This is a genomic window from Pedobacter sp. MR2016-19 (genome assembly GCF_014947265.1).
Taxonomy (GTDB): Bacteria; Bacteroidota; Bacteroidia; order Sphingobacteriales; family Sphingobacteriaceae; genus Pedobacter.
The window spans coordinates 192,297-217,071 of record NZ_JADCNK010000006.1; the positions used below are offsets into that span (position 1 = coordinate 192,297).

Annotated in this window: 25 protein-coding genes; 18 read left to right on the forward strand and 7 right to left on the reverse strand. The window is 35.8% G+C overall.

The annotated features are described in order from the left end of the window. Positions 1–29 precede the first annotated feature (29 nt). Positions 30–1,730, forward strand: a complete 1,701-nt coding sequence (locus IM793_RS11075; protein WP_193421292.1) for an MAC/perforin domain-containing protein — start codon at positions 30–32, stop codon at positions 1,728–1,730. A 107-nt stretch (positions 1,731–1,837) separates the two neighbouring features. Here IM793_RS11075 and IM793_RS11080 read toward each other — a convergent pair whose 3' ends face one another. Both IM793_RS11080 and greA read right to left on the reverse strand, forming a co-directional pair. Next, positions 1,838–2,236: an HIT family protein gene (locus IM793_RS11080; RefSeq protein ID WP_193421293.1), complete on the reverse strand. Its 399-nt coding sequence runs from the start codon at positions 2,234–2,236 to the stop codon at positions 1,838–1,840. A gap of 88 nt (positions 2,237–2,324) precedes the next feature. Next, positions 2,325–2,798, reverse strand: a complete 474-nt coding sequence (greA, locus tag IM793_RS11085; protein ID WP_029276724.1) for a transcription elongation factor GreA — start codon at positions 2,796–2,798, stop codon at positions 2,325–2,327. Between the two features lie 301 nt (positions 2,799–3,099). Here greA and IM793_RS11090 point away from each other — a divergent pair, with 301 nt between their 5' ends. Then, on the forward strand, positions 3,100–4,980 hold the full coding sequence (locus tag IM793_RS11090) for a M1 family metallopeptidase (RefSeq protein ID WP_193421294.1): 1,881 nt from the start codon (positions 3,100–3,102) through the stop codon (positions 4,978–4,980). A 73-nt stretch (positions 4,981–5,053) separates the two neighbouring features. Here the strand turns inward: IM793_RS11090 and IM793_RS11095 are convergent, their stop codons facing one another. Next, entirely contained in the window at positions 5,054–5,605 is a 552-nt protein-coding gene (locus IM793_RS11095; protein WP_370629779.1) for an OsmC family protein, read from the reverse strand. Between the two features lie 190 nt (positions 5,606–5,795). Next, positions 5,796–6,725 carry an NAD(P)-dependent oxidoreductase gene (locus IM793_RS11100; protein WP_193421295.1) on the reverse strand — a complete coding sequence of 310 codons (930 nt, stop codon included), beginning with the start codon at positions 6,723–6,725 and terminating at the stop codon, positions 5,796–5,798. Positions 6,726–6,942: 217 nt separating this feature from the next. Here IM793_RS11100 and IM793_RS11105 point away from each other — a divergent pair, with 217 nt between their 5' ends. From IM793_RS11105 to IM793_RS11120, 4 genes are all read left to right on the forward strand, one after another. Beyond that, a complete protein-coding gene (locus IM793_RS11105; RefSeq protein WP_193421296.1) occupies positions 6,943–9,429 on the forward strand; it encodes an outer membrane beta-barrel family protein in 2,487 nt (828 codons plus the stop codon). Positions 9,430–9,539: 110 nt separating this feature from the next. Beyond that, entirely contained in the window at positions 9,540–10,094 is a 555-nt protein-coding gene (locus IM793_RS11110; RefSeq protein WP_193421297.1) for an NUDIX hydrolase, read from the forward strand. A 1,117-nt stretch (positions 10,095–11,211) separates the two neighbouring features. Next, on the forward strand, positions 11,212–11,673 hold the full coding sequence (gene tnpA / locus IM793_RS11115) for an IS200/IS605 family transposase (RefSeq protein WP_193421298.1): 462 nt from the start codon (positions 11,212–11,214) through the stop codon (positions 11,671–11,673). 35 nt (positions 11,674–11,708) lie between these two features. Beyond that, positions 11,709–12,467: a 1-acyl-sn-glycerol-3-phosphate acyltransferase gene (locus IM793_RS11120; protein WP_193421300.1), complete on the forward strand. Its 759-nt coding sequence runs from the start codon at positions 11,709–11,711 to the stop codon at positions 12,465–12,467. 221 nt (positions 12,468–12,688) lie between these two features. Here the strand turns inward: IM793_RS11120 and IM793_RS11125 are convergent, their stop codons facing one another. Continuing rightward, the gene (locus tag IM793_RS11125; protein ID WP_055908986.1) at positions 12,689–13,438 is read right to left on the reverse strand and encodes a LytTR family DNA-binding domain-containing protein; all 750 of its coding nucleotides are present in this window, start codon (positions 13,436–13,438) and stop codon (positions 12,689–12,691) included. A gap of 55 nt (positions 13,439–13,493) precedes the next feature. Further along, positions 13,494–14,447, reverse strand: a complete 954-nt coding sequence (locus IM793_RS11130; protein ID WP_227256215.1) for a sensor histidine kinase — start codon at positions 14,445–14,447, stop codon at positions 13,494–13,496. 338 nt (positions 14,448–14,785) lie between these two features. On the opposite strand from IM793_RS11130, the gene IM793_RS11135 reads away from it, so the two are divergent. Genes IM793_RS11135 through IM793_RS11145 form a run of 3 tightly spaced genes read left to right on the forward strand, consistent with a single transcriptional unit; the run spans position 14,786 to position 16,756 of the window. Further along, complete coding sequence (locus IM793_RS11135; RefSeq protein WP_193421302.1) at positions 14,786–15,043, forward strand: hypothetical protein; 258 nt, start codon at positions 14,786–14,788, stop codon at positions 15,041–15,043. A 5-nt stretch (positions 15,044–15,048) separates the two neighbouring features. Continuing rightward, complete coding sequence (locus tag IM793_RS11140; protein ID WP_193421303.1) at positions 15,049–15,957, forward strand: ABC transporter ATP-binding protein; 909 nt, start codon at positions 15,049–15,051, stop codon at positions 15,955–15,957. Position 15,958: 1 nt separating this feature from the next. Next, positions 15,959–16,756: an ABC transporter permease gene (locus IM793_RS11145; RefSeq protein WP_193421304.1), complete on the forward strand. Its 798-nt coding sequence runs from the start codon at positions 15,959–15,961 to the stop codon at positions 16,754–16,756. Positions 16,757–16,892: 136 nt separating this feature from the next. Here the strand turns inward: IM793_RS11145 and IM793_RS11150 are convergent, their stop codons facing one another. After that, positions 16,893–17,123, reverse strand: a complete 231-nt coding sequence (locus IM793_RS11150) for a response regulator transcription factor (RefSeq protein ID WP_193421307.1) — start codon at positions 17,121–17,123, stop codon at positions 16,893–16,895. 292 nt (positions 17,124–17,415) lie between these two features. Here IM793_RS11150 and IM793_RS11155 point away from each other — a divergent pair, with 292 nt between their 5' ends. From IM793_RS11155 to IM793_RS11195, 9 genes are all read left to right on the forward strand, one after another. Then, on the forward strand, positions 17,416–18,003 hold the full coding sequence (locus IM793_RS11155; protein ID WP_193421309.1) for a hypothetical protein: 588 nt from the start codon (positions 17,416–17,418) through the stop codon (positions 18,001–18,003). Between the two features lie 116 nt (positions 18,004–18,119). Then, a complete protein-coding gene (locus IM793_RS11160; RefSeq protein ID WP_193421311.1) occupies positions 18,120–18,572 on the forward strand; it encodes a hypothetical protein in 453 nt (150 codons plus the stop codon). A 345-nt stretch (positions 18,573–18,917) separates the two neighbouring features. Further along, the gene (locus IM793_RS11165; protein WP_193421313.1) at positions 18,918–19,274 is read left to right on the forward strand and encodes a hypothetical protein; all 357 of its coding nucleotides are present in this window, start codon (positions 18,918–18,920) and stop codon (positions 19,272–19,274) included. Continuing rightward, complete coding sequence (locus tag IM793_RS11170; RefSeq protein WP_193421316.1) at positions 19,265–20,032, forward strand: sensor histidine kinase; 768 nt, start codon at positions 19,265–19,267, stop codon at positions 20,030–20,032. Before IM793_RS11165 ends, IM793_RS11170 begins: the two co-directional genes overlap by 10 nt. A 2-nt stretch (positions 20,033–20,034) precedes the next feature. Further along, a complete protein-coding gene (locus tag IM793_RS11175; RefSeq protein ID WP_193421318.1) occupies positions 20,035–20,676 on the forward strand; it encodes a response regulator transcription factor in 642 nt (213 codons plus the stop codon). Positions 20,677–20,890: 214 nt separating this feature from the next. Further along, positions 20,891–21,268 (forward strand): BlaI/MecI/CopY family transcriptional regulator, encoded by a 378-nt coding sequence (locus IM793_RS11180; protein WP_121284368.1) that lies wholly within the window; start codon positions 20,891–20,893, stop codon positions 21,266–21,268. After that, on the forward strand, positions 21,265–23,256 hold the full coding sequence (locus IM793_RS11185) for a M56 family metallopeptidase (RefSeq protein WP_193421320.1): 1,992 nt from the start codon (positions 21,265–21,267) through the stop codon (positions 23,254–23,256). Before IM793_RS11180 ends, IM793_RS11185 begins: the two co-directional genes overlap by 4 nt. A 12-nt stretch (positions 23,257–23,268) precedes the next feature. Next, positions 23,269–23,904, forward strand: a complete 636-nt coding sequence (locus IM793_RS11190; protein ID WP_227256216.1) for a TonB-dependent receptor plug domain-containing protein — start codon at positions 23,269–23,271, stop codon at positions 23,902–23,904. Positions 23,905–23,931: 27 nt separating this feature from the next. Beyond that, positions 23,932–24,330 (forward strand): energy transducer TonB, encoded by a 399-nt coding sequence (locus tag IM793_RS11195; RefSeq protein ID WP_193421322.1) that lies wholly within the window; start codon positions 23,932–23,934, stop codon positions 24,328–24,330. The last annotated feature ends 445 nt before the right edge of the window (positions 24,331–24,775 follow it).

Below are 24,775 nucleotides of genomic sequence, written 5' to 3' on the forward strand. Positions count from 1 at the left end.
AAAAAAATTAAATAAACACAATATCTCCTATGAAAAAAATTCTAACCCCCGTAGCCATTTTTGGTTTACTATTTTCAGTTGCATGTAAAAAAGAAAATAATCATGCAAAATCGAATGGTGATCTTTCCGGCCAGCCAGGTATAACAATCTTGCAAAAAAGAGCATCAAACACTCCATTTTATTTGTCAAACAAAGAATTTAATTCCAAAAAAGTTCTTTCAGCTAAAGGCAAAGGAATAATGGGATTAGCGGGTATTCCTGATATATTAGATATAAGGTATTATTTAGGCAGAAGTTATAATTTCACGAATAATGATTTTGGGAGCCCTGATGGCGTAGGGTTTCCGGTTATAGATATTGAGAGATTACTAACAGATCATCCTGATTACTATTCTTCCTTAAGTTTACGGGAAGCAGAGGCAATCTCTTTCTCTTTCACAAGTTTTGATAAATATACTGAACTAAGTAATAAGACGACCACCACAACTGGTGGATTTTCTTTAAACTTAGGCCTTTTTAAATTTGGTGCAAAACATAAATATGAAAATGTATTTTCTTCAAGCAAAGTTAATGAAACAAATAGAGTATTTGGAGAGCTTAATGCATATATAAGAGATGCTTCATATAAAATCTTAACGACAGATAATGTTAAAAGTAAAATAACAGAAGATTATTTAAGACCTGATTTCATAGACGAGCTATATAATAACCCGATGGGTAAATTAATAGAAAATTTCGGTTCTTATGTCATCACAAACTTTAACTCTGGGGGAAGAGCAACTGCCCTATTCACGGGTATTTCTACTTCCAATGATGATTCTGCAACAAAGGCCCGGTCAATGGATAACTCGATCAGCGCATCTTATGGGTTTAAAAAAGAAGGGGCCGACGGAGGAAGTCTTAATTTTGGCATAGGTAACATCAACGGTAGTACAATAGCATCCTCTAATAGGATTTCTGATTTTGTAGCATCCGTTAAAACTTATGGTGGGGAATTTGGATTTGGGACATTCACAATTCCTAAGAAAATAGACGACATTAATATTAATTTAAATTCTTGGGCTTCATCTTTAAATGATAAAAGCAAATCTGTATTGGTTGAATTTAACCAAGGAGGATTAATACCTATTTCTGATTTTATTTTAGAGGAAAACTTTAAGGAAAGTATTAGAAGACATATCATAGGGCCTACTAATCAACAGAGTTTCATAGAACCAAGAATAGAAATAAAAACAGAAGCAGGAGGTTTTCTAGGTGTGTATCTCGTAACAAGGTTTGGCGACTATATTGCTATTGCAGATAATGATATTGATAATTCTTACCTAACACGTGATCATGATGATTTTATGAGAATGGCCAATAAATATAAAGAGTCGAAAAAAAACTTTTATAAAATAAACATAATCGCGAATGATGATGATGTTATTGTGAATGATATCACCAATACTAAAGTGGCTGGGTTTGCAAGACTGAACGGTATTAATGAATTACAAATGAAAAAGTTCAGAAATCCAAAAAATAATATTACTTATCTTTTATTTAATGGCGATGTCTCTTACATAGATTACACAGATGGCAATAAAATTAAAACTACTAAACGTAAACTTGCCTATGCAATACACGATGATTTTGTTTTAGATACCTATGGCATTAGAGATTGGGTTAATAGCATGGCAACTACAGAGATTAGTTTTGATGAATTAAGAACTTATGTGATAGTAGGATTATAAGACTATCACAGAAAGGATTATTTGTTCAACTAAAGCTGCGCTAGCACAATAAAAATAATTGAATTAGGCGGGTAGAATGGCCGGTTGATGGTATCAGCCGGCCTTTTTTATACTGCTAATAAAGCCTGCTTAATTTTCTCAGCAGCCTCGGCCAACTCTTCATTGGTTGGCTTTAATTTTTCTTTGCTAAAGTTCATATCACTTACACTATTCATCGGTATTAAATGGATATGTGCGTGCGGAACCTCCAATCCGATTACAGAAACACCTACCTTTTTACAAGGGAAAGCAATTTTTACACCTTTGGCTACAATCTTCGCGAACATCCATAAACCAACATATAAATCCTCATCCATATCGAAGATATAGTCGGTTTCAATTTTAGGGATCACCAATACATGCCCTGCAGTTAATGGCTGAACATCTAAAAAGGCTAAATATTCTACGGTTTCGGCTACAACATGTGCAGGGATTTCGCCTGCGACGATTTTTGAAAAGATAGTCATAAGGTGGAAGGTTAAAAGGTGGAAGGTATAGGGTTAAGCGTTTGGCGACAGGCGTTTTAATAATCACTTACCGCCAAACGCTATTCGCTTATCTAGAAATTTCGAGCACTTCAAACTGCATTTTACCTGCAGGTACTTCAATTTCGGCAAATTCGCCTACCGATTTACCCAATAAACCTTGCGCAATCGGCGATTTAACAGAAATTTTCCCGGTTTTTAAATCAGCCTCTGTTTCTGCCACCAACTGGTAAGTCATGGTTGCACCGTTTTTAACATTTTTTATTTTTACGATAGACAATGCCAATACTTTCGATAAATCTAATTTAGACTCATCAATTAAACGTGCATTTGCCAGCGTATTTTTTAATTTTGAAATTTTAGCTTCATGCAAACCTTGCGCTTCTTTAGCAGCATCGTATTCTGCATTCTCCGATAAATCACCTTTATCCCTTGCTTCTGCAATTGCTTTAGATATAAGCTGACGACCGGTAGTTGTTAAATAATGAACTTCCTCTTTTAATTTATCTAACCCTTCTTGGGTATAGTATGTTACCTCTGTCATTGCTCTATTAATTTTATTCAAACGCTATAAAAAACAAACAAGACTATATAGTTGGTTTGCTACATAGTCTTGCTTCAATTATAACGAAGATAAAATGTGGAAATTACAAAAGCAAATAAATACTCATGATTTTTACGATTTAAGGATTAATAGGACTTAATATACCCAAAATAGGACAGTTGAGAACAGATACGAATCAACACCTACCCTTAATACTTTACCATTAAAAACGTAACATTAAATATAAACCCATTTAAAATCCAATCATTAGTTTTAATTTAGCTTAAATTATTCTTAAAAAATGAAAAAGTTATTTTCTATCGCTCTGCTCCTCAGTCTGGGCGGGTATATGGCTTCGGCCCAGGAGCTCTATATGCCTCGAAATATCAAAGCGGCATACGCCAAAGGCACACGCTCAATGAATGGAAAACCCGGTCAAAATTACTGGCAGAACCATGGTAAATACAACATGGATATTAAGGTAGATGCTGAAACCAAAGTGGTTAGCGGTAAAGAAGAAATTTTATACAGCAACAACAGTTCCGATACCTTAAAAAACCTGGCCATCCGCTTTGTAAACAATCTGCATAAACCAACTTCGCCAAGAAGTGGCGCTGTAAGTGAAGACTTTTTGAGTACGGGTCTAAATATTATCGCTTTTTCGGTAAATGGCGAAACCTATAAAGTGGATAGTAAAAGCTGGGGAACAGTAGGTAATGTACCGCTAAGGAAACCTTTATTGCCAAAATCGAAAATTACAGTTAAAATAGAGTGGGATTACCCATTATCAAAAGAAAGTGGCCGCGAAGGGCAGATTGATCCCAACTCGTTTTTTGTAGCCTATAGCTATCCACGCATATCGGTATACGATGATTATAATGGTTGGGACCGCATTCCTCACACCGATAGAGCCGAGTTTTATAACGATTTTAACGATTACGAATTCTCTATTAAAGCACCTAAAAACTATGTGGTATATGCCACAGGCGATTTCCTGAATCCGGATGAAGTATTACAACCTGAAATTTCTGCGCGTTTAAAGAAATCATATAACGGTGATGAAGTAATCCATATTGCTACCGAGCAGGAAATGAAAGATGGTAAAGTAACCCAGCAAAAAGACTGGAATACCTGGAAATTTGCGGTTAACCACATTACCGATGTTACTTTTGCCTTAAGTAACCACTATGTTTGGGATGGCGCAAGTGTAATTGTAGATAAAAAAAACAACCGCAGATCGAGCGCTCAGGCGGCCTATAATCCAACCACCGGTAAAGACTTTGTTAACTCGGTTAAATACAATTTGAACGCTTTAGACTGGTTCTCAAATAATTGGCCGGGCATCCCCTACCCTTATGTAAAAACGATTGCTTTTCAGGGTTTTGCCGATATGGAATACCCAATGATGGTAAACGATTCTCAATTTGGCGATCCTATTTTTGCACAGTTGGTTCAAGACCACGAAGTAGCACATACTTACTTTCCCTTCTACATGGGCATTAACGAAACCCGTTATGCTTATATGGATGAAGGTTGGGCCACTACATTCGAATATTTAATTGGTATTGCCGAGCACGGCAAGCAAGCTGCTGATGATTTTTACAAGAAATTTAGAGTTGATGAATACATTAATGATAAATCTACAGAAGAAGACCAACCGGTAATTTCAATGTCCGACCAGGTTTCGGGAGCTGGTTATGGGAACAACTCTTATGGAAAAGCGTCATTATCTTACCTTGCGTTAAAGGATATGCTTGGAGACGACTTATTCAAAAAAGCATTACATACTTATATGAGCAACTGGAATGGCAAGCACCCAATTCCATGGGATTATTTTAATTCGATGAATGCAGGTTCTGGGCAGGATTTAAACTGGTTTTTCCAAAACTGGTTCTTTACCAACAACTATCTTGATTTAGCGATTAACAAAGTAACGTCTGCACAAGGAAAATCGACAGTAGCTGTTAAAAATGTCGGTGGTTTTGCAATCCCTTTTGATGTGGTAGTCACTTATGCTGATGGAAAAGTTAATACCATACACCAAACACCAGCGGTTTGGAAAGCAAACCAGAAAGAAGTTAATATCACTATCAACACCACTAAAAAAATAACGTCAATCAGTCTGGATAACGGCATTTATGTAGATGCTACGCCGAGAGACAATGTTTGGGAAGCAAAATAATTAACAGCTTGTAATTTTCAGTTGGCAGTTTGATATAACTGCCAACTGAAAATTGTGAACTGAAAACTGCTAACTAGTAACTAAGAACCGGCTGGTGTTTAACCGGGAAATTCAATGAATTGGCAATAAAACACATTTTATTGGCTTCATGATGCAGCGATGCTGCAAGTTCATAATGTGCTTTATCGGCTATTAAGACCTGTGGATGAAGGGTAACTTCTCTAAACCTACCGCTTCCATCAGCCAATTCTTCCATTGTACCTACTGCTTCATCTTTATAATCGATAACTACGATTTCGTTTTTAGAGCATAGATGCAAATACCAAAGCATGTGGCAACTCGAAATTGAGGCCAACAAGAGGTCTTCAGGGTTATATTTAGATTTATCGCCCAAAAATGAAGAATCTGATGAACCGGAAATGTCGGCTTTGCCTTTTACTGAAATTACATAATCACGATCGTACGAACGGTAATCCATCGTACCCGAGCCTTTATTGCCCGTCCAGGTAACTGTGGTAGAATATAAGTGATCTTTCGGCATGATAAAATTGGTTAGATTGTATTGCCAATTTAAGAAAATAAAATGGAGATTTCCTGTTTTTGCGCCTACTTCCAGACAAGACATTAACCTTTTTATCACTAAGATGGCTTAGGTGGTGAATATTTGAAAAGCAGGGTTTGGTGGTGCTTCGGTTCTGAAAGCCCTGCTATCTCTCCAAGTCCTCGCTGCGCTGTGGGCTTTCCGCTCTATCAGGTTTAGTTAACGAAGTCTGCAGAATAGACCTCGTAGGTTTTAAAAACCTGCGAGGTCTTGATTAGCTAAAACTAAGCCTCTTTAATTTCTCAACTAAAACTTCCGAAATTTTTCGGTAAGAATCAAACGTCCAGCCCCCCACATGTGGAGTTAAAATCACTTTTTCGTTATTCTTTAATTCATTATACCAGGGCTGTTCACCTAAAGCAGGGAATTTTTCTGTCTGTAAAACATCTAGCCCTGCCCCTAATATCCTTCCTGTTTTTATCGCGTTAAGTACCGCTGACGTGTTCACAATTTCACCCCTGGCGGTATTAATAAAAAAAATAGGCTTCTTGAAGTGGAAGAAATATTCATCATCAACCATCTGCTTGGTTTCAGCAGTTAGTGGAATATGCAAACTAAGCACATCGCTGTATTTTACAATTTCTTCCATACTCACCTCACGGGCAAAAGCATCGCTAAAACCTGTTTTATATTTATCGTAAGCCATTACATCAACCTCAAAACCTGCCAGTTTTTTCGCAAAACGCTGCCCCATAAAGCCATAACCTATAATCCCGACTTTTTTGCCTTTCAGTTCGTAACCGCGGTTTCCTTCCCGATCCCAAATACCGTTCCTAATCTCCATATCCGCCCTACGGAAGTTATTCATCAAAGATAAAAGCAAGCCTGTGGCATGTTCGCCAACAGCATCACAGTTGCCTTCGGGTGCATTAATCAGCTCTATACTTCTTTCAAAGGCAATTTTATCGTCGATATTATCCAAACCCGCCCCCGCCCTGGCCACAAACTTTAAATTCGGCGCAGCAGCAAAAATTTCGGCATCGATCCTAAATTTCGTCCTTACGGCAATACCGGTATAATCTTTTATTTTATCTAAAGTTTGTTGACGCGTAATCTGAGGTTCATCATCAACCTGGTAGCCCATGGCAATGGCCTGCTCTTTAAATACAGGGTGCAAATCATCAACAATTAATATTTTATTCATAATGAACAAAAGTAACATTTTGCACATTCACCAATTGTAATATTCCATCATTGTTTTAGGCAAAACTGAAAACTGCTAATTACGAACTACCAACTGTAAATTAACCCACAAAAATATTACTATAAAATGGCTGTAATAAAATAGTTACGGCCCATTTATTAAACTTACTTGCCGTTACTTTGTCTCCCTTTATAAAACACACGAAATTTTATTTTTAATGAGAATTTTACAATCAAGAACAATACAAATTACCCTATTACTGCTCACCCTTTCATTTAGTCTTTTTGCACAAACAGGCGGAAAGGCAAAAATTACCGGAGTACTTAAAGATGCCAAAACACAAGAAACCATTCCTTTTGCCACAGCAGTCTTAATTAATAAAGCCACAGCAAAAAACGCCAAAATAGTTCAAACAGATGTGAATGGTGCATTTGTAATGACTGAAATCCCTACCGGGACTTTTACATTTAAAATCAGCTTTGTTGGTTACCAAACCATGGTTAGGGACAATGTAACGATAACTGCCAGTACTGGTACCTTAAATTTTGGCGACATTAAAATGAATGCTGCAAAAGGTAATGTATTAAGCGAAATTACCGTAACCGGCCAAAAACAGGGCATGCAAATGGGGATTGATAAAAAGATTTTCGCAGTAGATCAGAGTGTGATCAGCGAAGGCGGTTCTGCCGGCGATTTATTGCAGAATGTTCCTTCTGTTTCTACCGATATGGATGGCAATGTTAGTTTACGTGGTTCTTCAGGTGTTAAAGTGTTAATTGATGGAAAGCCCTCTTTAATTGCCGGCGGTAACGTTGCGCAAATCCTGCAGTCAATCCCTGCCAGCTCCATAGAAAGTGTGGAGGTTATTACCAATCCATCTGCAAAATACGATGCTGAAGGCCAGTCAGGCATCATTAACATTGTACTTAAGAAAAATACAAAACTTGGGTTTAATGGTTCAGTTGCTCTAACGGCAGGTAACCGCGATAACTATAATGCCAATACCAACTTAAGTTTCCAAAATAGTAAAGTTAATATTTATGGAAACTACGGCTATCGTTACGGCTATCGTGTTGGAGGTGGTTTTCAGGATATTACCTATAAATCAGATTCATTAAGAACAAGATTTGCCAGTCAAAATACAGTTTCCAAATCATTGGATAAAGGACATAATGCCAAAGCGGGTATTGATTATTATTTAGCCCCTAAAAGTGTAATCAGCTTATCAGGAGGTTTTAATTCAAGAGATAATGAGCGTAACGATCAGCTCGACATCAGACAATTAGATAAAAACCATTCGCCAGTTCTGCTAAGCAACAGAGCGAACAGCACGGACGGTTTTGGAACAAGTTATGATGCAAATTTAGATTATGTGCAAAAGTTTAAGAAACCGAAGGAAGAACTAAGCTTTAATTTTGGTTATTCTTATGGCACCAATAATAGTAATCAGTATTATAGCACAAACACCACTAACCGCAATGGTGTACCCATTGATGAGACCTTAAGTTTACAACGTGTATTTAATACCGGGAACAACACCAATTACAATATTCAAACGGATTATGCATTGCCAGTAGGTAAAGCGGGTAAAATTGAAGTGGGTTACCGCAGCCAGATCCGCTTAGGGGAGAATGATCAATATGCAGATTCAATCCTAACCAATAGCAGTATCTACATCAGCAACAATAAGTTGATTAATGGTTTTGATAGCAAAGATCAGGTGCATGCATTGTATTTTAATTACCAGAACCAGATTAAAGATTTTGGTTATCAAATAGGTTTAAGGGGGGAAGATGCACGTTTAGATACACATTTAGAAGGCTACACCAACAATGTATTAACCACTGCGGAAGGAAACATCCATTACAAAAGAATATACCCAAGTGTGTTCTTAACACAGAAACTGAAGGGCGATAACCAGCTTCAACTGAGTTATACCCGTCGCGTAAACCGTCCAAGGCCTTGGGATACCAATCCATTTTTAGATGTTTCTGACCCATTAAACTACAGAGGCGGTAATCCTAATTTATTACCGGAAGATGTACACTCTTTTGAATTGGGTTATAGTAAATACTGGAAAAAAGTAACCTTAACTTCAAGCTTGTATTTCCGTCAGACCAATGATGTGATCCAACGCGTAAGAAGTACACCAGTTAATGGGATTATTACTTCAACCCCTCAAAATTTAACAAACCAGATTAATAGCGGTTTAGAATTAATTGGCCGTTTTGACCTTGTTAAAGCTTTAAACTTCACTACCAACGTAAACTTGTACCAGGCCAAGTTTGCTGGTGATGCACGATTTGACATTCCATCAAGCAGTGGCTTTAGCTGGAACGCCAACCTAACCGGAAATTTAACAGTAGTTAAAAGTCTATCGCTACAGGTACGCGGCGACTATAGGGCACCAGAAGTGATGGCACAGGGAAAACGTAATGCGATGTATGGAATTGACGGTGGAGCCAAATATGATTTCCCGAACAAAAAAGCATCTTTGAGTTTCAATGTCAGAGATGTATTTAATACCAGAAGATGGAGCATGACCACTGAAGATAGAGCAACAATTGTTGATTTTGAACGCCAGTTTCAGGGAACAATGGGGAATTTAACCTTCTCTTACCGCTTTGGAAAAACTACATTTACCGGTACGAACAAAAAGAAGAAAGAAGAGCAGGAAAACCGCCCTGATGAAGGATCGTTTTAATTTTAACCAAGGGTGCTTAGAACAAATCTAAGCACTTTTTTTTTGTCCTAAATTTTCTTCAATACAAGTCCTTTCTTCTTAAAATTATAACAAGTTGTTATCTTGCGACAATGGAAGAGATTAACCCCTGGAAAACGCTGGAAAGCGAGGTAAAATACGACAACAACTGGATTCGTTTAACCGAACACCAGGTCATTAATCCATCTGGTGGCCAAGGGATTTACGGCACAGTCCATTTTAAGAATCTGGCCATCGGAATTCTTCCTTTGGATGAAACCTACAATACCTGGCTGGTTGGTCAGTACAGGTATGCACTAAATGCCTACAGCTGGGAAATTCCTGAAGGCGGTGGGCCATTCCATGAAGCGCCATTAGAAAGTGCAAGAAGGGAATTACTGGAAGAAACGGGAATGAGTGCCAGAAACTGGAAAGAGATACAAAGGATGCATCTTTCTAACTCTGTGAGCGATGAATTGAGTATAATCTATGTTGCCACTGGTTTAATTCAAGGTATCGCGATGCCAGAAGAAACGGAACAACTCGTGGTAAAAAAATTACCATTTGATGAGGCTTATCAAATGGTTTTGAACGGACAGATTACTGACTCGATGAGCGTAGCTGCAATCTTAAAAGCTAAACTGATGATGCTAAATGGTGAATTGTAACCAGGTGAACCACCAAATGTTCCTAACGGAACATAAAAAATATTATATATTTTTTCTACCGGGCATATGTTCCTATGGAACATTAGGGTTAATCTGGGTGAATTATAAAATCTTTTTAAAAATGGTCCACCTTTATATCTAATCCAAGTGCTTATTATTTTGTTACTAAATCCAAAAGCTGTTCCGTAGGAACAAATCCTAGGTAGAAATAATACAAATTGCAATTTTCGTTCCGTAGGAACGTTTCGTGTCAAATAAAAAATTGTACATCTTTTATAATTCAAAAATTGCACCTAATTTAAGATTGCAAAACAATGCATCAACCCTTATTTAATAAGATATTTGTTTTAAATTTCTGGTGCAATACCTAAATATTAAATCATCCTAAAAATTATTAATGTCCCAGAGAAATATCGGCTTATTAGTTCTTTTAACAGTGGGTTGTTGTAATTTACCTATTACCTAAAAATATTGCGTAAGCACTTGTTCTATAAAGCCATTTTTTTTATTGCTGCTGCAATTCGTAAATGTTAAGTCATCCCAAAAAATTATTGTTATCCCAGGGAATATCGGCTTATTAGCCCCTTAAAAGTGGGTTAAAATTGCCCAATACCTAAAAATATTACATTAGCACTTGTTCTATAGATCCATTTGTTTTAAATTTCTGGTGCAATCCCTAAATGTTAAGTAATTCCAAAAATTATTGATGCCCCAGAGAAATATCTGCCTATTAGTCCTTTTAGCAGTGGGTTGTTATAAAATTTGCCCAATACCTAAAAATATTGCATTAGCACTTGTTCTATAGAGCCACTTGTTTTAAACTGCTGGTACAATCCTTAAATGTTAAATCATTCCAAAAATTATTGATGTTCCAGAGAAATGTCGACTTATTAGTCCTTTTAACAGTGGGTTGTTATAAAATTTGCCTAATACCTAAAAATATTGCATTAACACTTGTTCTATAAAGCCATTTGTTTTAAATTGCTAGTGCAATCCCTAAATATTAAATCATCCTAAAAATTATTAATGTCCAGTATGGACATTTCCTCGGTAGAAATTGCAGACGGCAATTTTCGTTCCGTAGGAACGTTTGATTATGATTTAAATTTAGAACGCCATGCCAAATACCTATACCCAACTACACATTCAGTTTGTTTTTGCTGTTAAATTTCGTGCTTCATTAATTCGTCCGGAGTGGAAAGAAAGGCTATTAAAATATCTCACAGGAATATTTCAGGCAAATAACCATAAAATGATACAGATTAATTGTATGCCCGATCATATTCACATTTTTATTGGTATGCGGCCACATCAGTCTATTTCTAGCCTTATTCAAAATGTAAAGACAGAAAGTTCTAAATGGATTAATGACCAGCGATTTTGTAAAACAAAATTTGCCTGGCAAGAAGGTTATGCTGCATTTTCATATTCGAAAAGCCATATTCAACAGGTCATTCAATACATTCAAAACCAGGAACAGCACCATAAAAAGGAGAGCTTTTTACAGGAGTACACCCGTTTCTTAAAAACGTTTGAGATTGAATACGAAGAAAGATATATCTTCAAAGAACCAGAATAATTTATTATTATCTTTGCCACGTATTAATCAACCAAATGAGCAAGCTTTTCGGATATATTTTAAGCCCTATATTTTATATTTTCTTTGGATTAACACTTTGCATCTTCCATCCTATACAATGGCTTTGTTTTAAGCTTTTTGGATATAAAGCGCACAAGGTTTCGGTAGATATCCTTAATTTTTTTCTAACCTACTGCCAGATTTTCCTTTTCAATTCAGTCAGTTTTAAAAATGAATACGATCTGCCAACAGATAGACCGATTATTTTTGCTGCAAACCACCAGAGCATGTACGACATCCCTTCGTTAATTTGGTTCTTAAGGAAACACAGTGCAAAATTCATCTCTAAAATTGAGCTTACTAAAGGTATTCCATCCATATCCATTAACCTGCGCTTAGGCGGTGGGGCAAACATCAACCGGAAAGACAATAAGCAATCCATCTCTGAAATCATAAAACTTGGCCGAAGAATGAAAGAAAATAACTGGAGTACTGTTATCTTCCCAGAGGGAACACGGGCAAAAGACGGTCAGTTGAAAACCTTTCAATTTGGAGGTATTGCTACCATATTAAAAGTAGTTCCTAATGCTTTGATCGTTCCGGTGGCGATAGAAAATTCATGGAAAATTGTCCGCTTTGGTATGTTTCCCCTAACCACAGGTAATGTCTTAAAATGGACCGTTTTAAAACCAATAGAACCGGGCGCAAAAACAGCAAACGATATTACTTTGGAAGTAGAAAACGAAATCAGGAAAGTTCTAGGTCAACCAATGGCGCAACCAGCTACTTTATAATTTTATTAATCTCATTAAGGATCCTTCAATTTCGACACCATAGATAGATTTCCATAGAATGGTCGTCCTATCGATCCTATATCTATCGGATGTAGCGCAGCGAAATGGATAGATCTTTTGTACCAAGTATTGAAATCAACTTTAAAGATTTCTCCACTACGGTCGAAATGACGATTCGTGGCCATGGCCTTCCCTCTTCCATTTCACATCTTACATATTTCCTAAATATTCTTATTTCCAATCACCCTGAAAAATTCATCGCGGTAAGTATCTCCAACCGGAATAATTTTTTGGTTGATGGTAATGCGGCTACGCTCAATACTTTCAATCTTATCTACCGCTACAATATAAGATTTGTGCACCCGGATAAACTGACTTTGAGGCAAAGCTTCCTCCATCTTTTTCATGCTTTGTAACGTAATTACACGTTCATCCTTTGTAAAAATTGAAATGTAATCTTTTAAACCTTCTATGAATAAAATATCGTGCAGATAGATTTTTTGAATCTTATGTTCCGTTTTCACAAAAATATAATCCTGAACAGGGTTTGGTGAGCCAGAAAATGGTGCTGGAGTAACAATCGGCTGGGCCACACTGGCAGGAGTTTCAACCGGTTTTACCTGATTGTGAACTTTTTCTACCGCTTTATAAAAACGGTCGAATGCAATTGGCTTTAACAGGTAATCTGAAACATTAAGGTCGTAACTTTCTAAAGCATACTGTGGGTAAGCGGTAGTTAATATATAGTGACATTTATTACCGGCAATTTTTAAAAACTGGATTCCGGTTAATTCAGGCATCTGAATATCTAAAAACACAAGATCAATCCCTCCGCCCTGAACAATCTGTAAAGCTTCAATAGGGTTTTCGCATCTTTTAACCATGGTTAAAAAAGGTACTTTCGAAATATAATCCTGTAGAATGTCAAGCGCCAGAGGCTCATCATCAACAACAATGCAGTTTAAGTTCATTTTAGGTTATTATTTTAATTAATGATTTTTAATCCAGGTAAGGTTAGTTCCCGGATTATATGTCAATCATCAGTTCGCAGGTATAATGGGTAGCCGAATTTACAACATTTAATTTATATCTATCAGGATAAACCAATTGTAATCGTCGTTCTACATTGGTTAAACCAACTCCACCCTGTGCATCTTTATTCTGTTGGTTCTTTTTGTTCAATACACTAAAATGCAAAATTTTCTGATTGGCAATAATATTGATTTTTACCGGTTCAGCCGGATCGGTTACCACACCATGTTTAAATGCATTTTCCACAAACGAAATCAGCATTAAAGGAACGATTTTTTGATTGTCAATTTCGCCGTTTAAAGTAAGTTCTATATAGGCACCATCTTTAAACCTTATTTTTTGCAGTTCAATATAACTTGTTAAATAATCTACCTCCTTGCTTAATGCTACAGTTGGTGTATTGCTTTCATAGATCATGTAACGCATAATCTCAGAAAGCTTCATAATCGCATCGGCTGTTTTATCCGATTTTTGATAGGCCAGCGAATAGATGTTATTAAGCGAATTAAAAAGAAAATGTGGGTTTAACTGCGACTTTAAAAACTGAAGCTCCATCTCGCGGCGCTCACTTTCTAAATTGCGCTGAATTCTTTCACTTGCAAACCAATCAATAGTGAATTTAATTATACAGCTCGAGACCAGGAAAAAACCAATTATAAAAACCGTATTGATAGCAAAATTATTAACAGACATATTATGGCTTTTGCCATCGAAGGTATAACGAAGCATCTCCTCGGGGTTTAAAACAGCGATAACAGTTTTAACAAGTGTTGCAACAACAATTAAAAGAATAAATGACAGGACATATAACCAGTACTTTTTTCTCTTTTTGATCAGTGATGGGATCAGAAAAATATAATTGATATAAAATACAGAAACATTAACGATGCCAAAAACAAAATACGACAGAAAGTAATCTTTCATGGTACGCTTTTCGCTCCCCATCATAGATATAACTATAATAAGAAGGCATATAAATCCCCAAAAAATAGCATGTAGTATTAAAGGTCCCCTACTTTGTTTCATTCGATATCTATTAAATTCTAATGAATGCCAATATGCACTAACAAAAAGCATATCATTCAAGCCACAAAATAAATAAAGTTTTATCGATTTACTCATACAATCTACCAACAGGCATTTTTTTTCTACGAACGGCCCAATAGGCAAATTTTATCGACAAACGCCAAAAACGTCTGTTGATCTATAATCTTGAACACTTGGTATAATAGATTTTAGCAGGTTGTTTTTCTTCAGTTTCTTTGAATCATCAAAACGAAAACAAAATGAAAACATCATCAGCAATCAACTTCAAAAATCAAACAGTAATTACTGATGGTCTTTTCGCAACCTCTCAAATAAAACTATCGATCATGAAAAAATTAGCAAACACCTCGCCATTTTTACTTTTATTATTACCTGTATTTATGATGATTATTTTAACGCTTACCGTTAACACCAATCAGAATGATGCCGAAATAGCTGTAAAAACTACAAAAACATCTGGTTCTATTGTGAAACAGGCAACTGCTATTTTCAAATAGGAATAATGGGTAATTACGCTATCGAAACCGTAGGTCTGAACTTTAACTTTGGCAACCAGGCTATAGTAAAAGATTTATCGTTACAAGTACCAAAAGGGAGCATTTATGGTTTTTTAGGCCCTAATGGGGCAGGGAAAACAACAACCATAAAAATCCTGTTGAACCTGCTGAAGTCGCCAGCCGACCAGGTATTTATATTTGGTAAGGAAATAAACAGTAATCGCATCGCGATTCTTAAACGCATAGGTGCTTTGGTTGAACAACCAGCCATTTATGGTCATTTAACAGGAAAAGAAAACCTGGTTAACCGTTGTATCCTGTTAGGCATTAAAAAAGCAAAAGCTGATGAAATGCTATCGCTAGTGGGCTTGGCAGAAGCCGCAAATAAAAAAGCCAGCAAATATTCGTTGGGTATGAAACAGCGGCTAGGCATTGCGCAGGCACTAATTTCAGATCCTGAATTACTGCTATTGGATGAACCTACCAATGGTTTAGATCCAAATGGCATTATCGAAGTTCGGAACCTGATGATCGATTTAGCCACAAAACACCAAAAAACAATATTGGTTTCAAGCCATTTATTGGCCGAAATAGAAAGAACAGCAACCCATGTTGGCATTATAAACAAAGGTCAATTATTATTTCAGGGCACGATTAACGAACTTCATCTACTCAGCAAACCGATGCTCCAAATCGAGGTCGATAATACCGAAAGTGCAGGTACTTTTTTAACAAATTCTGGTTATGAAATTGTCGCAAAAACAGATAAGATGATCACCCTGCCATATGCTTCATCACAAAAAAGTGGAGAACTAAACACATTGTTGATCCAAAATGGTTTTACGGTGAGCAGTCTTTATCAGCAACGAAAAGATCTGGAAAATTTATTCCTGGATATTACTAAAACAAACTAACATGCACGCTCTTTATATTTCTTTAGTATCAGAATTTTACAAATCCCGAAAAACTTTAGCTTTCTGGGCAGCCATATTATTACCTATTATTATTTGCAGTTTAATCAGCTTTGGCTTTTATTACGACGCTGAAAAAATCATCGCCAACCATTACCCTCCAATGCTCTTATGGGCTAATTATAGCGGTGCAGCACTCGGCGTAATGGGATTTTTGATCATGCCCTTTTATGTCATATTCATGGCCTTTTCAGTCAATAATATCGAGCATAAAAACGATACCTGGAAAATGTTATTTGCCCAACCCTTAAATAAATTTTCGATTTATGCGGCAAAATACCTTTATGCAATATTGTTAATATTCATCTGCTTATTCTTATTTGCTACACTTACTTACACATTTGGCCACATATTACAGGTATTAATCCCTAAGTTTAATTTTAATCAATACAACCCATCAAATATTCTGATTAACTCCTACGCTAAATTATTTTTAGCTTCTTTAGGCATTTTATCGCTACAGTTTATATTAAGTTTGTTATGGAGCGATTTCCTTAAACCAATGGGCATTGGTTTTGTTGGCACCATTATGGGCATTATTACGGCAAATGTAGGCTGGAAATATGCCTACCTTATCCCCTATTCGCTACCAACACTGGCTTTAAGAATAACGAAAGTGAAAAAAGGTGCTGATCCATTAGCTTTCCCTGTTTTTACGCAAGAAATATGGACAAGTTTGATTTATGCTTCGGTTCTTTTCATCATTGGCTATTTTATCGTAACCAAAAAGAGTATAAAGTAATCCCGCTTAAATCATCAACAGAATTCAAAGTATAACCGAATAAACATACCTACAAACAAAAGCCTGCTAATTTGACTTTAGTATCAAATAGCAGGCTTTGCTGTTTAGAATGAGAGGTTATACGTATCTTTAACTCTTATAGAGATAATATTCTTTCTTTGAATGCCCAGACAATTAACTGATAAGAATTTTTAAGGTCGAGCTTTCTTACCATGTTTCTTCTGTGTGTATTAACCGTATGCTCACTAATAAAAAGCATTGAGCCAATTTCTTTACTGTTGTAACCCAGTGATAACAGGTGTACAATCTCAACCTCCCTTTCGCTGATCGAACCATGATTTTCCTGTAGTAGGATATTGTTTATCATTTTTGAAAGAATTTAAATTTTAATTATAAGATTAATCGGCTTCGTCATCAAATAGACTTATTTTTAAATAAGTCCAAAAATTGAGTTTATTAAGGATAGATTGAGTTTGTTTTTCGCAGTGCAAATTTTTGATCTGCTACTGTATACCAAAAGTAGTGCTACGCCATAGTTCACCGATATCGCAAAAAACCTTAAATAAAAGGGTATTTTTACGGTATATTTTGTGTTTTATTAAATTCTTGATTAAATCATCTGTTTTACATAAATTTATAGAAACTTAAATTCTTAAACTATGATAAAAGAACTTGAAAAAATTATCCTCTATGATGAATTACTAAGTCCAACAGACCAACAGTTGAGGAGCGATCTAACTGATAAAGAGGGATCTTTTGGCAATTCAGTTGAATTTATTGAAGACCTAAAGGAAGAAGGGTCTAATCCTGTTACATTAGAGATTGCTGAACAGATGAAAGCAGCTTATAAAAGCAATCAAATTGGGCCAAAAGGTAGCTATACAGAGCATGTTTGGTTTCCTGCTAACCAAATACTTAAAATGGCTCAGAATATTATCGAACATGGAGGTGATGGCTTAAGAATTCATTTTGGAAGATATAATGAAGAAATAATCGATCAAATTAATGCACTGCCTTACGGCAAGAAAATTCCAGAGAATTACAAAGATATGAACACTTTAATACTTGCCGTAACTAAAAATATAGATGGAATAGCTAAAAGCGATTATTTTGAGCCCACACCAAAAATCAATAAATTAACAAAAAACACAGTATTTGTTTTTAAATCTACAAAAAATGTATATTTAGAGAACAGGGGCTGTGTGTATCCACCCGACGAGAGTGCTAGTCTATCTGGGTTTTTTTAACAAATTATTTTTTTGCAAGTTAATATCTTGCTAATAAAAATATTTAAATCAAGCTACTGAATATTTACTGTCAATAAATTAAAAAATTATAATTTAGTTTATTAATTCATCAAATAATGTTAGAAAAAGATCCCAGTAACAACACAACAAACACAATACCAATAAGCATTGCCAGCCAAATGACAGCCGTTTTTCGCAAAAACCAAAACGCAGAAAAAGGTACTTTTACCGAAGCAGCTTGGTTTCCCGCCGAACAAATTACATCTTTAACAAAAAAGATGACTGAATTTGGTGGCGACGGCATTAGAATTTACTTTGGCCAATACACCGACGACATCATTAACCAGATCAACAAACTCGGCTATGGAGACAAAATCCCTTCAACCTATGCAGGAATGAATACTTTACTGCTTGTGGTAACTAAAATAATTGATGGCAAGCCCCGCACTGATTATTTTATAAACAAAGCCACCGAATACGGTGATCCAATATCACAGCCAACCGATCCAGATAACAGGGCTCAACTATGTCCACAGGTATGTGATGATGAAAGTAGATTAATGCTATAATTTAAAATGACGGAAAAAACCGTTTTACATTTTGATATACCAACAGCTTTAAAACTTATTGTACCAACCAGTAGCTCATACATTGAGCTACTGTGCTTTTTTTTTGCCATCTATTTTTTAGCAAAAGATAAGTCAATATTTTGGCGCGTAACCATGTGGTACATCGTGCTAGTAATGCTAACGGAAATAGTTGGAAGGTATTTTGCGATAAGATATCACACCAATTTATTCATTTATAATATTTATACCGTATTTGAAATTTCTTATATTACATACGGCTTATATAATTTTATAAAACAGTACACCAATATAAAGTATTGGCTAATTGCAACATACTCGGCAATAATGCTCATCTACATTGGTTATACCTCTGTAAATGGAATAAATGTATATAATGTTTTAACAGTAAGCGTGATGTCAGTAATCTTTGTTATTTATGGATTATTATATTTTCTCCTGCTACTTAAAGATGAAGATTTTATTGATTTAAAATTTCATCCTGCATTTTGGTGGGTTGGCGGAACATTGATATTTTATTTCGGGAGTACGCTTGCCAATTTTTTTGACGATATTATCCAGGATAAATTTTTAGGAAAATATAATACCCGCCTGATCATCTATACCACATTAAACCTTTTTTTATATGGCTTTTGGGCCTATTCTTTTATATGCAGAGCTCGTCAACGGAAAACATGTCATTAATACTATTGGCATCATTTGTTTTTCTATTGATGCCGATATTTCTTCTCATTTACATCAGGTCTTACAACCGGCATAAAAAGAACCATTTTCTGGAAAAACAGCATATGCAGCAAAAATTTGAGTCCGAAATGCTTCAAACCCGCATTGAAGTACAAGATCAAACAATGCAAAGTATAGCAACAGAATTACATGATAATGTTGGCCAGTTGCTCAGTCTTACCACACTCACCTTAAACTCTATAAATTTAAATGATGGGGAAAAGGCCAAAAATAAAATCGATAATTCACTAACACTAGTTAGTAAATCTATCAAAGAATTAAGAGAGTTGGCCAAGCTGTTACATGGAGAGCAACTGGTAGAAAATGGCATTGGCCATGCGATAGATCAGGAAATTAACTGGCTTAATAAAGCAGGAACGTATGAACTAAAAGTTAATAACCAATTGGTAGATCTTCAGATCACATCTCCTGATAAGGATCTGATCATTATTCGTTTATTGCAGGAAATTATCAATAATATTATAAAACATGCTCAGGCAAAACATATACAGATCGATTCTTATCTCGAGAATAGCACTTTACATTTAAAGGTGAGCGAGAATGGTATAGGCTTTGACCCAGATATGATTAAAGCTAAAAAATCGGGAATGGGGCTAAATTCAATTTATAAAAGAATTGAGATGATCAATGGAAAATTAGCACTAAATTCGGTGCCTGGCGAAGGCACATCTATTTCAATTGAAATCCCCTACCCTTAATTATGCAGAACCAAAGTATTTCTATTGCAATTGTTGATGACCACACCCTCTTCCGCTCCGGATTAGCTAGTTTATTAGCAGAATTTGATGAAATAGAAGTTATGTTCGAAGCCATGAACGGAATCGATCTTCAAACTAAAATTAATCAGCATGCTGAAGTTCAGCTTATTTTAATGGATATTAACATGCCTGTAATGGATGGTTTTGCCGCCACCAAATGGGTTAAAGCCAACCATCCAAATGTTCATGTACTTGCACTAAGCATGCTCGAAGATGAAAAAGCAATAATTGGGATGCTCAAAGCTGGCGCCGGAGGTTATATGCTGAAAGAATCTACCCCGTCTGATTTATTAAGGGCAATTAAAGTAATCATAGATAAAGGGTTCTATGTAAATGAGCTCGTATCAGGCAGGCTTTTGGTGGCTTTAAAAGACAATGGAATTAAACCAACATTTTCTGAAAGAGAACTTACGTTTCTGCAACATTGCAGCACTGAGCTTACCTATAAAGAAATTGCTGACCTCATGAATGTCAGTCCGCGCACCGTTGACAACTATAGGGAATCTCTTTTTGCTAAACTAAACATGAAGTCGCGCACCGGATTAGTGGTATATGGCATTAAAAACAACCTGATTAACATCTAGCCCAACATACAATCAAAGAACTGTATTACAGATAAATACAATTAAAATTATACAATTTATTTGTAAAGAATAATCCCTAAGTAAAAGAAATTTGCACCGAATTTACTTTTCAAAATAATTATTAAATAAAATTTGGATAACTAACTAATTAGTTTTAACTTTAGTTAAGGCAATTCATTTGCCATCATCCTTATTATTATTATTATTAACTATTATGGAAATTAAAGATTTAACCAAAGCCGAAGAGCAGATTATGCAGGTTTTATGGCAATTGGAAAAGGCATTCGTTAAAGAAGTTATTGATGAACTACCCCTTCCTAAACCGGCTTACAATACCGTATCAACCATTATTAGAATTTTAGAAACCAAAGGTTTTATTGGTCACGAAGCTTTTGGTAAGGCTCATCAGTATTACCCTTTAATCAGTAAAGAAGAGTACAAGCGCCATGCAACAGAAAAGTTGTTAGGCAATTACTTCGAAAATTCGGTAGAAAGTATGTTTTCTTTCTTCGTTAAAGAAGAAAAACTGGATTTAAGCGATGTTGATGAAATTTTAAAAATGATTAATAAAATTAAACATAAGCCAAAATGAGTTTTGCCCACTACCTATTACAGGTGAACTTATACTTAATTGTTTTTTTCGGCTTTTACAAATTACTGTTAGATAAGGAGACCTATTTTACTTTAAACCGCATTTATTTAGTATCTGCGGGCGCATTATCCCTCTGCATACCATTTATCCGTTTAGAATGGCTTACCGAACAGAAGGCAGCGCAACAGGTTTACACTTCAGTTAATTGGGAGGCTGTATTAGCACAAGCAACAATTGTAACAGAACGTAATACCGGTTTTAACTGGGGAAATGCATTCGTTTATATTTATTGCGCAGGTAGTTTGTTCTTCTTAGGTAGATTGGTATTTAATTTATTAGCAGTTAAAAAACTCATTACTATAAATAAGGCTGGCTCAGCTTTCTCTTTTTTTGGCAAAAAAGTAATTGATCAGGAATTACCACAAATGGATGTGATTGATATTCATGAAGAAGCACACATCAAACAATGGCATACCCTGGATGTTTTATTTTTCGAGATTATAGGGATTATTACCTGGTTAAACCCGGTGATTTATCTTTATAAGAAAGCCATTAAAAATATCCACGAATTTTTAGCGGATGAACTTGCCGCCGAATTTCAGGGTGATAAAGCTGAATATGCGATGCTGTTATTGAGCAAGTCATTTGGTATTTCACCAAATACCTTAACAAATGGCTTCTTAGAAAAATCATTGATCAAAAAAAGAATTTTCATGCTTCATAAGGAGCGATCTAAAAAGATAGCGATTGTGAAGTATGGAATCTTTATTCCGCTATTTGCCCTTCTCATTGTATTTTCATCGGCTACTGTTCGTAAAAACGAGAAATTGTTGTCCATTACCGATCAAATCCCTATGGATAAGCCCATTGAACTGGTTGAAAACATGGTTACAGCTCCAGAGAAGATAACTATAGCACCTAAAATTTCGGTTGATGGCAAAACAGATCCAAACTGGGCAGGATTTTATCAGTTTCTAGGCAAACACATCAAATACCCAACTGCAGCCAATAGCGATCAGATTCAGGGAAATGCCCAGATAAGGTTTAATTTAAAAGGTGGTAGAGTTACCAATGTTACATCAAATGTAGAACTAGGCGCTGGCTGTGATGAAGAAGTGATGAAAGCAGTTTTATCTTATAAAGGATTTAAAACTGTAGCTGATGGTAAATATGCTTTAACGATTAGCTTTAGAATTCCAGAATCTTCAAAAGCGTTCAGGAATAAATTGTTACCTAAATCTGGCGAATATGTAAATCTGAACAGGATTAATATCATGTCTTTTCTGCCTAAAACTACTGACACCGAAACCAATGTCATTAAACCTGAAAATACAGATAAAGTATATGATTTCGTTTCAATTGAGAAACAGCCGGAATTTCCGGGTGGCATAACCCAATTTTATAAATACCTGGGTGGCAGCATTAAATATCCGAAGATGGCGCTGGATAATAATGTGCAAGGTAGAGTTTTCCTCAGTTTTATAGTTGAAAGGGATGGTTCATTAACAGATGTCCAAATTACACGGGGTTTAGGAAGTGGTACAGACGAAGAAGCAATGAGGGTTATAAAAGAATCGCCAAAGTGGAACCCAGGCATCCGGAACGGCTTAGCAGTAAGAGTTAAATATAATATTAACGTTAATTTCAAACTCAACGACCCTGTACTTATAAAAGACACTAAAACAAGTAGCATTCCCGCCGACAAGATCAGATTAAAAGATGGCAAAACTCTTAATGCGCTAATCATTGTAGATGGCGTTAAATTATCAGATAACAGTCAGTTGAATACCATAAACCCAAACAGTATCGAATCAATAGAAGTCTTAAAAGACCAAACTGCAATGAATCTATACGGGCCAAAAGCCAGGGGTGGTGTAATTTTAGTTACCAGCAAAGGCGCAAAAAGCAATGTTTTCAGGCCACTTAACTCAAAAGAGCTTTCGATAGATAAGAACACTGATTTTTTCGAACTCAAAAGAAAATTTTAACTAAAATTCAATATGAAAAACGTAATTATATTTACCATGCTGATGGGCTTTAGTTTAGCCGGTTTTGCCCAAAAGGCAGATAGTACCAGAACACCTAAAGTTACACTCAGGGGAATCTCAACATTAGGTACTGAACCTTTAATTGTAATTGATGGGAACAAACAATATATAAGAGGCACATCATCACTTAGCGATGTAGACCCCAATAACATCGAAGCTGTAAATATCTTAAAAGACAGTTTAGCAACAGCGCGGTATGGCGCAGATGGTTTTGCTGGTGTAATAGAGGTTAAAACCAAAAATGGTTCTCTGCGTAATAATTATGGTCTTAAGGCCGCCCCTATAAAAATTGATGAACCTAATTTGAAAGGAAAAGTATCAGGATTAAACATCCGTCCTTTACCCAATAGTGAAACTCCAGTAATAAGGCGATACTTGCTAAACAGAGATTTCGATGATAAAGCCAAACCACTTTACGTTGTAGATGGGAAAGAAGTTTCAGGAATAAACAATTTGGATCAGGATTCTATTGAGTCAATAGAAGTGCTAAAGGATTCGTCTGCTATGACTTTACATGGTGATAAGGGCAAAAATGGAGTGGTGATTATTACCAGCAAAAAACCAAAAGCAAATCCAAGGAAAAACTAAATAATCAACATTTTAACAAAAAAAACAATGAGAAAGCTAATCTTTTTAGCCCTAACTGGCATCGCTATGTGCTTAAATCAAGCAAAAGCACAAGACAATTCAGACAAAATTTATGATTTTACCTCCCTGGAAAAGGTACCAGATTATCCTGGAGGAATTAAGAAATTTTATGAATTCTTAGGTCGTGAGATTAAGTACCCTGAAATAGCAAAGAAAAACAGCACACAGGGAAAAGTATTTGCCTCTTTTGTAGTAGAGAAAAATGGGGTGCTAACAGATATTCAAATTACCAGGGGCCTGACAAAAGAAACGGATGACGAAGCCTTAAGAGTATTGAACAAATCGCCAAGATGGAATCCTGGGTTGTTAAATGGAAAACCTGTTCGTGTGAAATACAATATCAATATTAACTTTAGTATGAAGTAAATCCGAAATTGGCTTAAACGCACAAAACCCCAGCAAAATTACCGGGGTTTTATGTTTTCTCTCCTGTCTCGGAAGACTAAATTTAGAAAAATTTTAATGTATATACAAATATTACAGAATAAAATTTCCAAATACGCAAAAATTTAATATGCAAACATAAGATTATTGCCACTTTCGCAAACTTTTATTTCGAGCCAATCTGATTATATAAGCTTTCGATTTTCAAACCTAAAGTTTCATATGTTTTCATAACAGCTGGCAGATGTCAAATATGTATCAGTTTTAATCACCAGGTTACGAATAAACCATTAAATATTAATTCGCATATTTCCATCTGATAAAGTAAGGAATATGATAGTACCCCTAGCGGCGATGAATTGGTAAACTAAAAAGCCCCCACAATGTGGAGGCTTAAGAACCCGGCACTTAAGCCAGGTGCACAGTA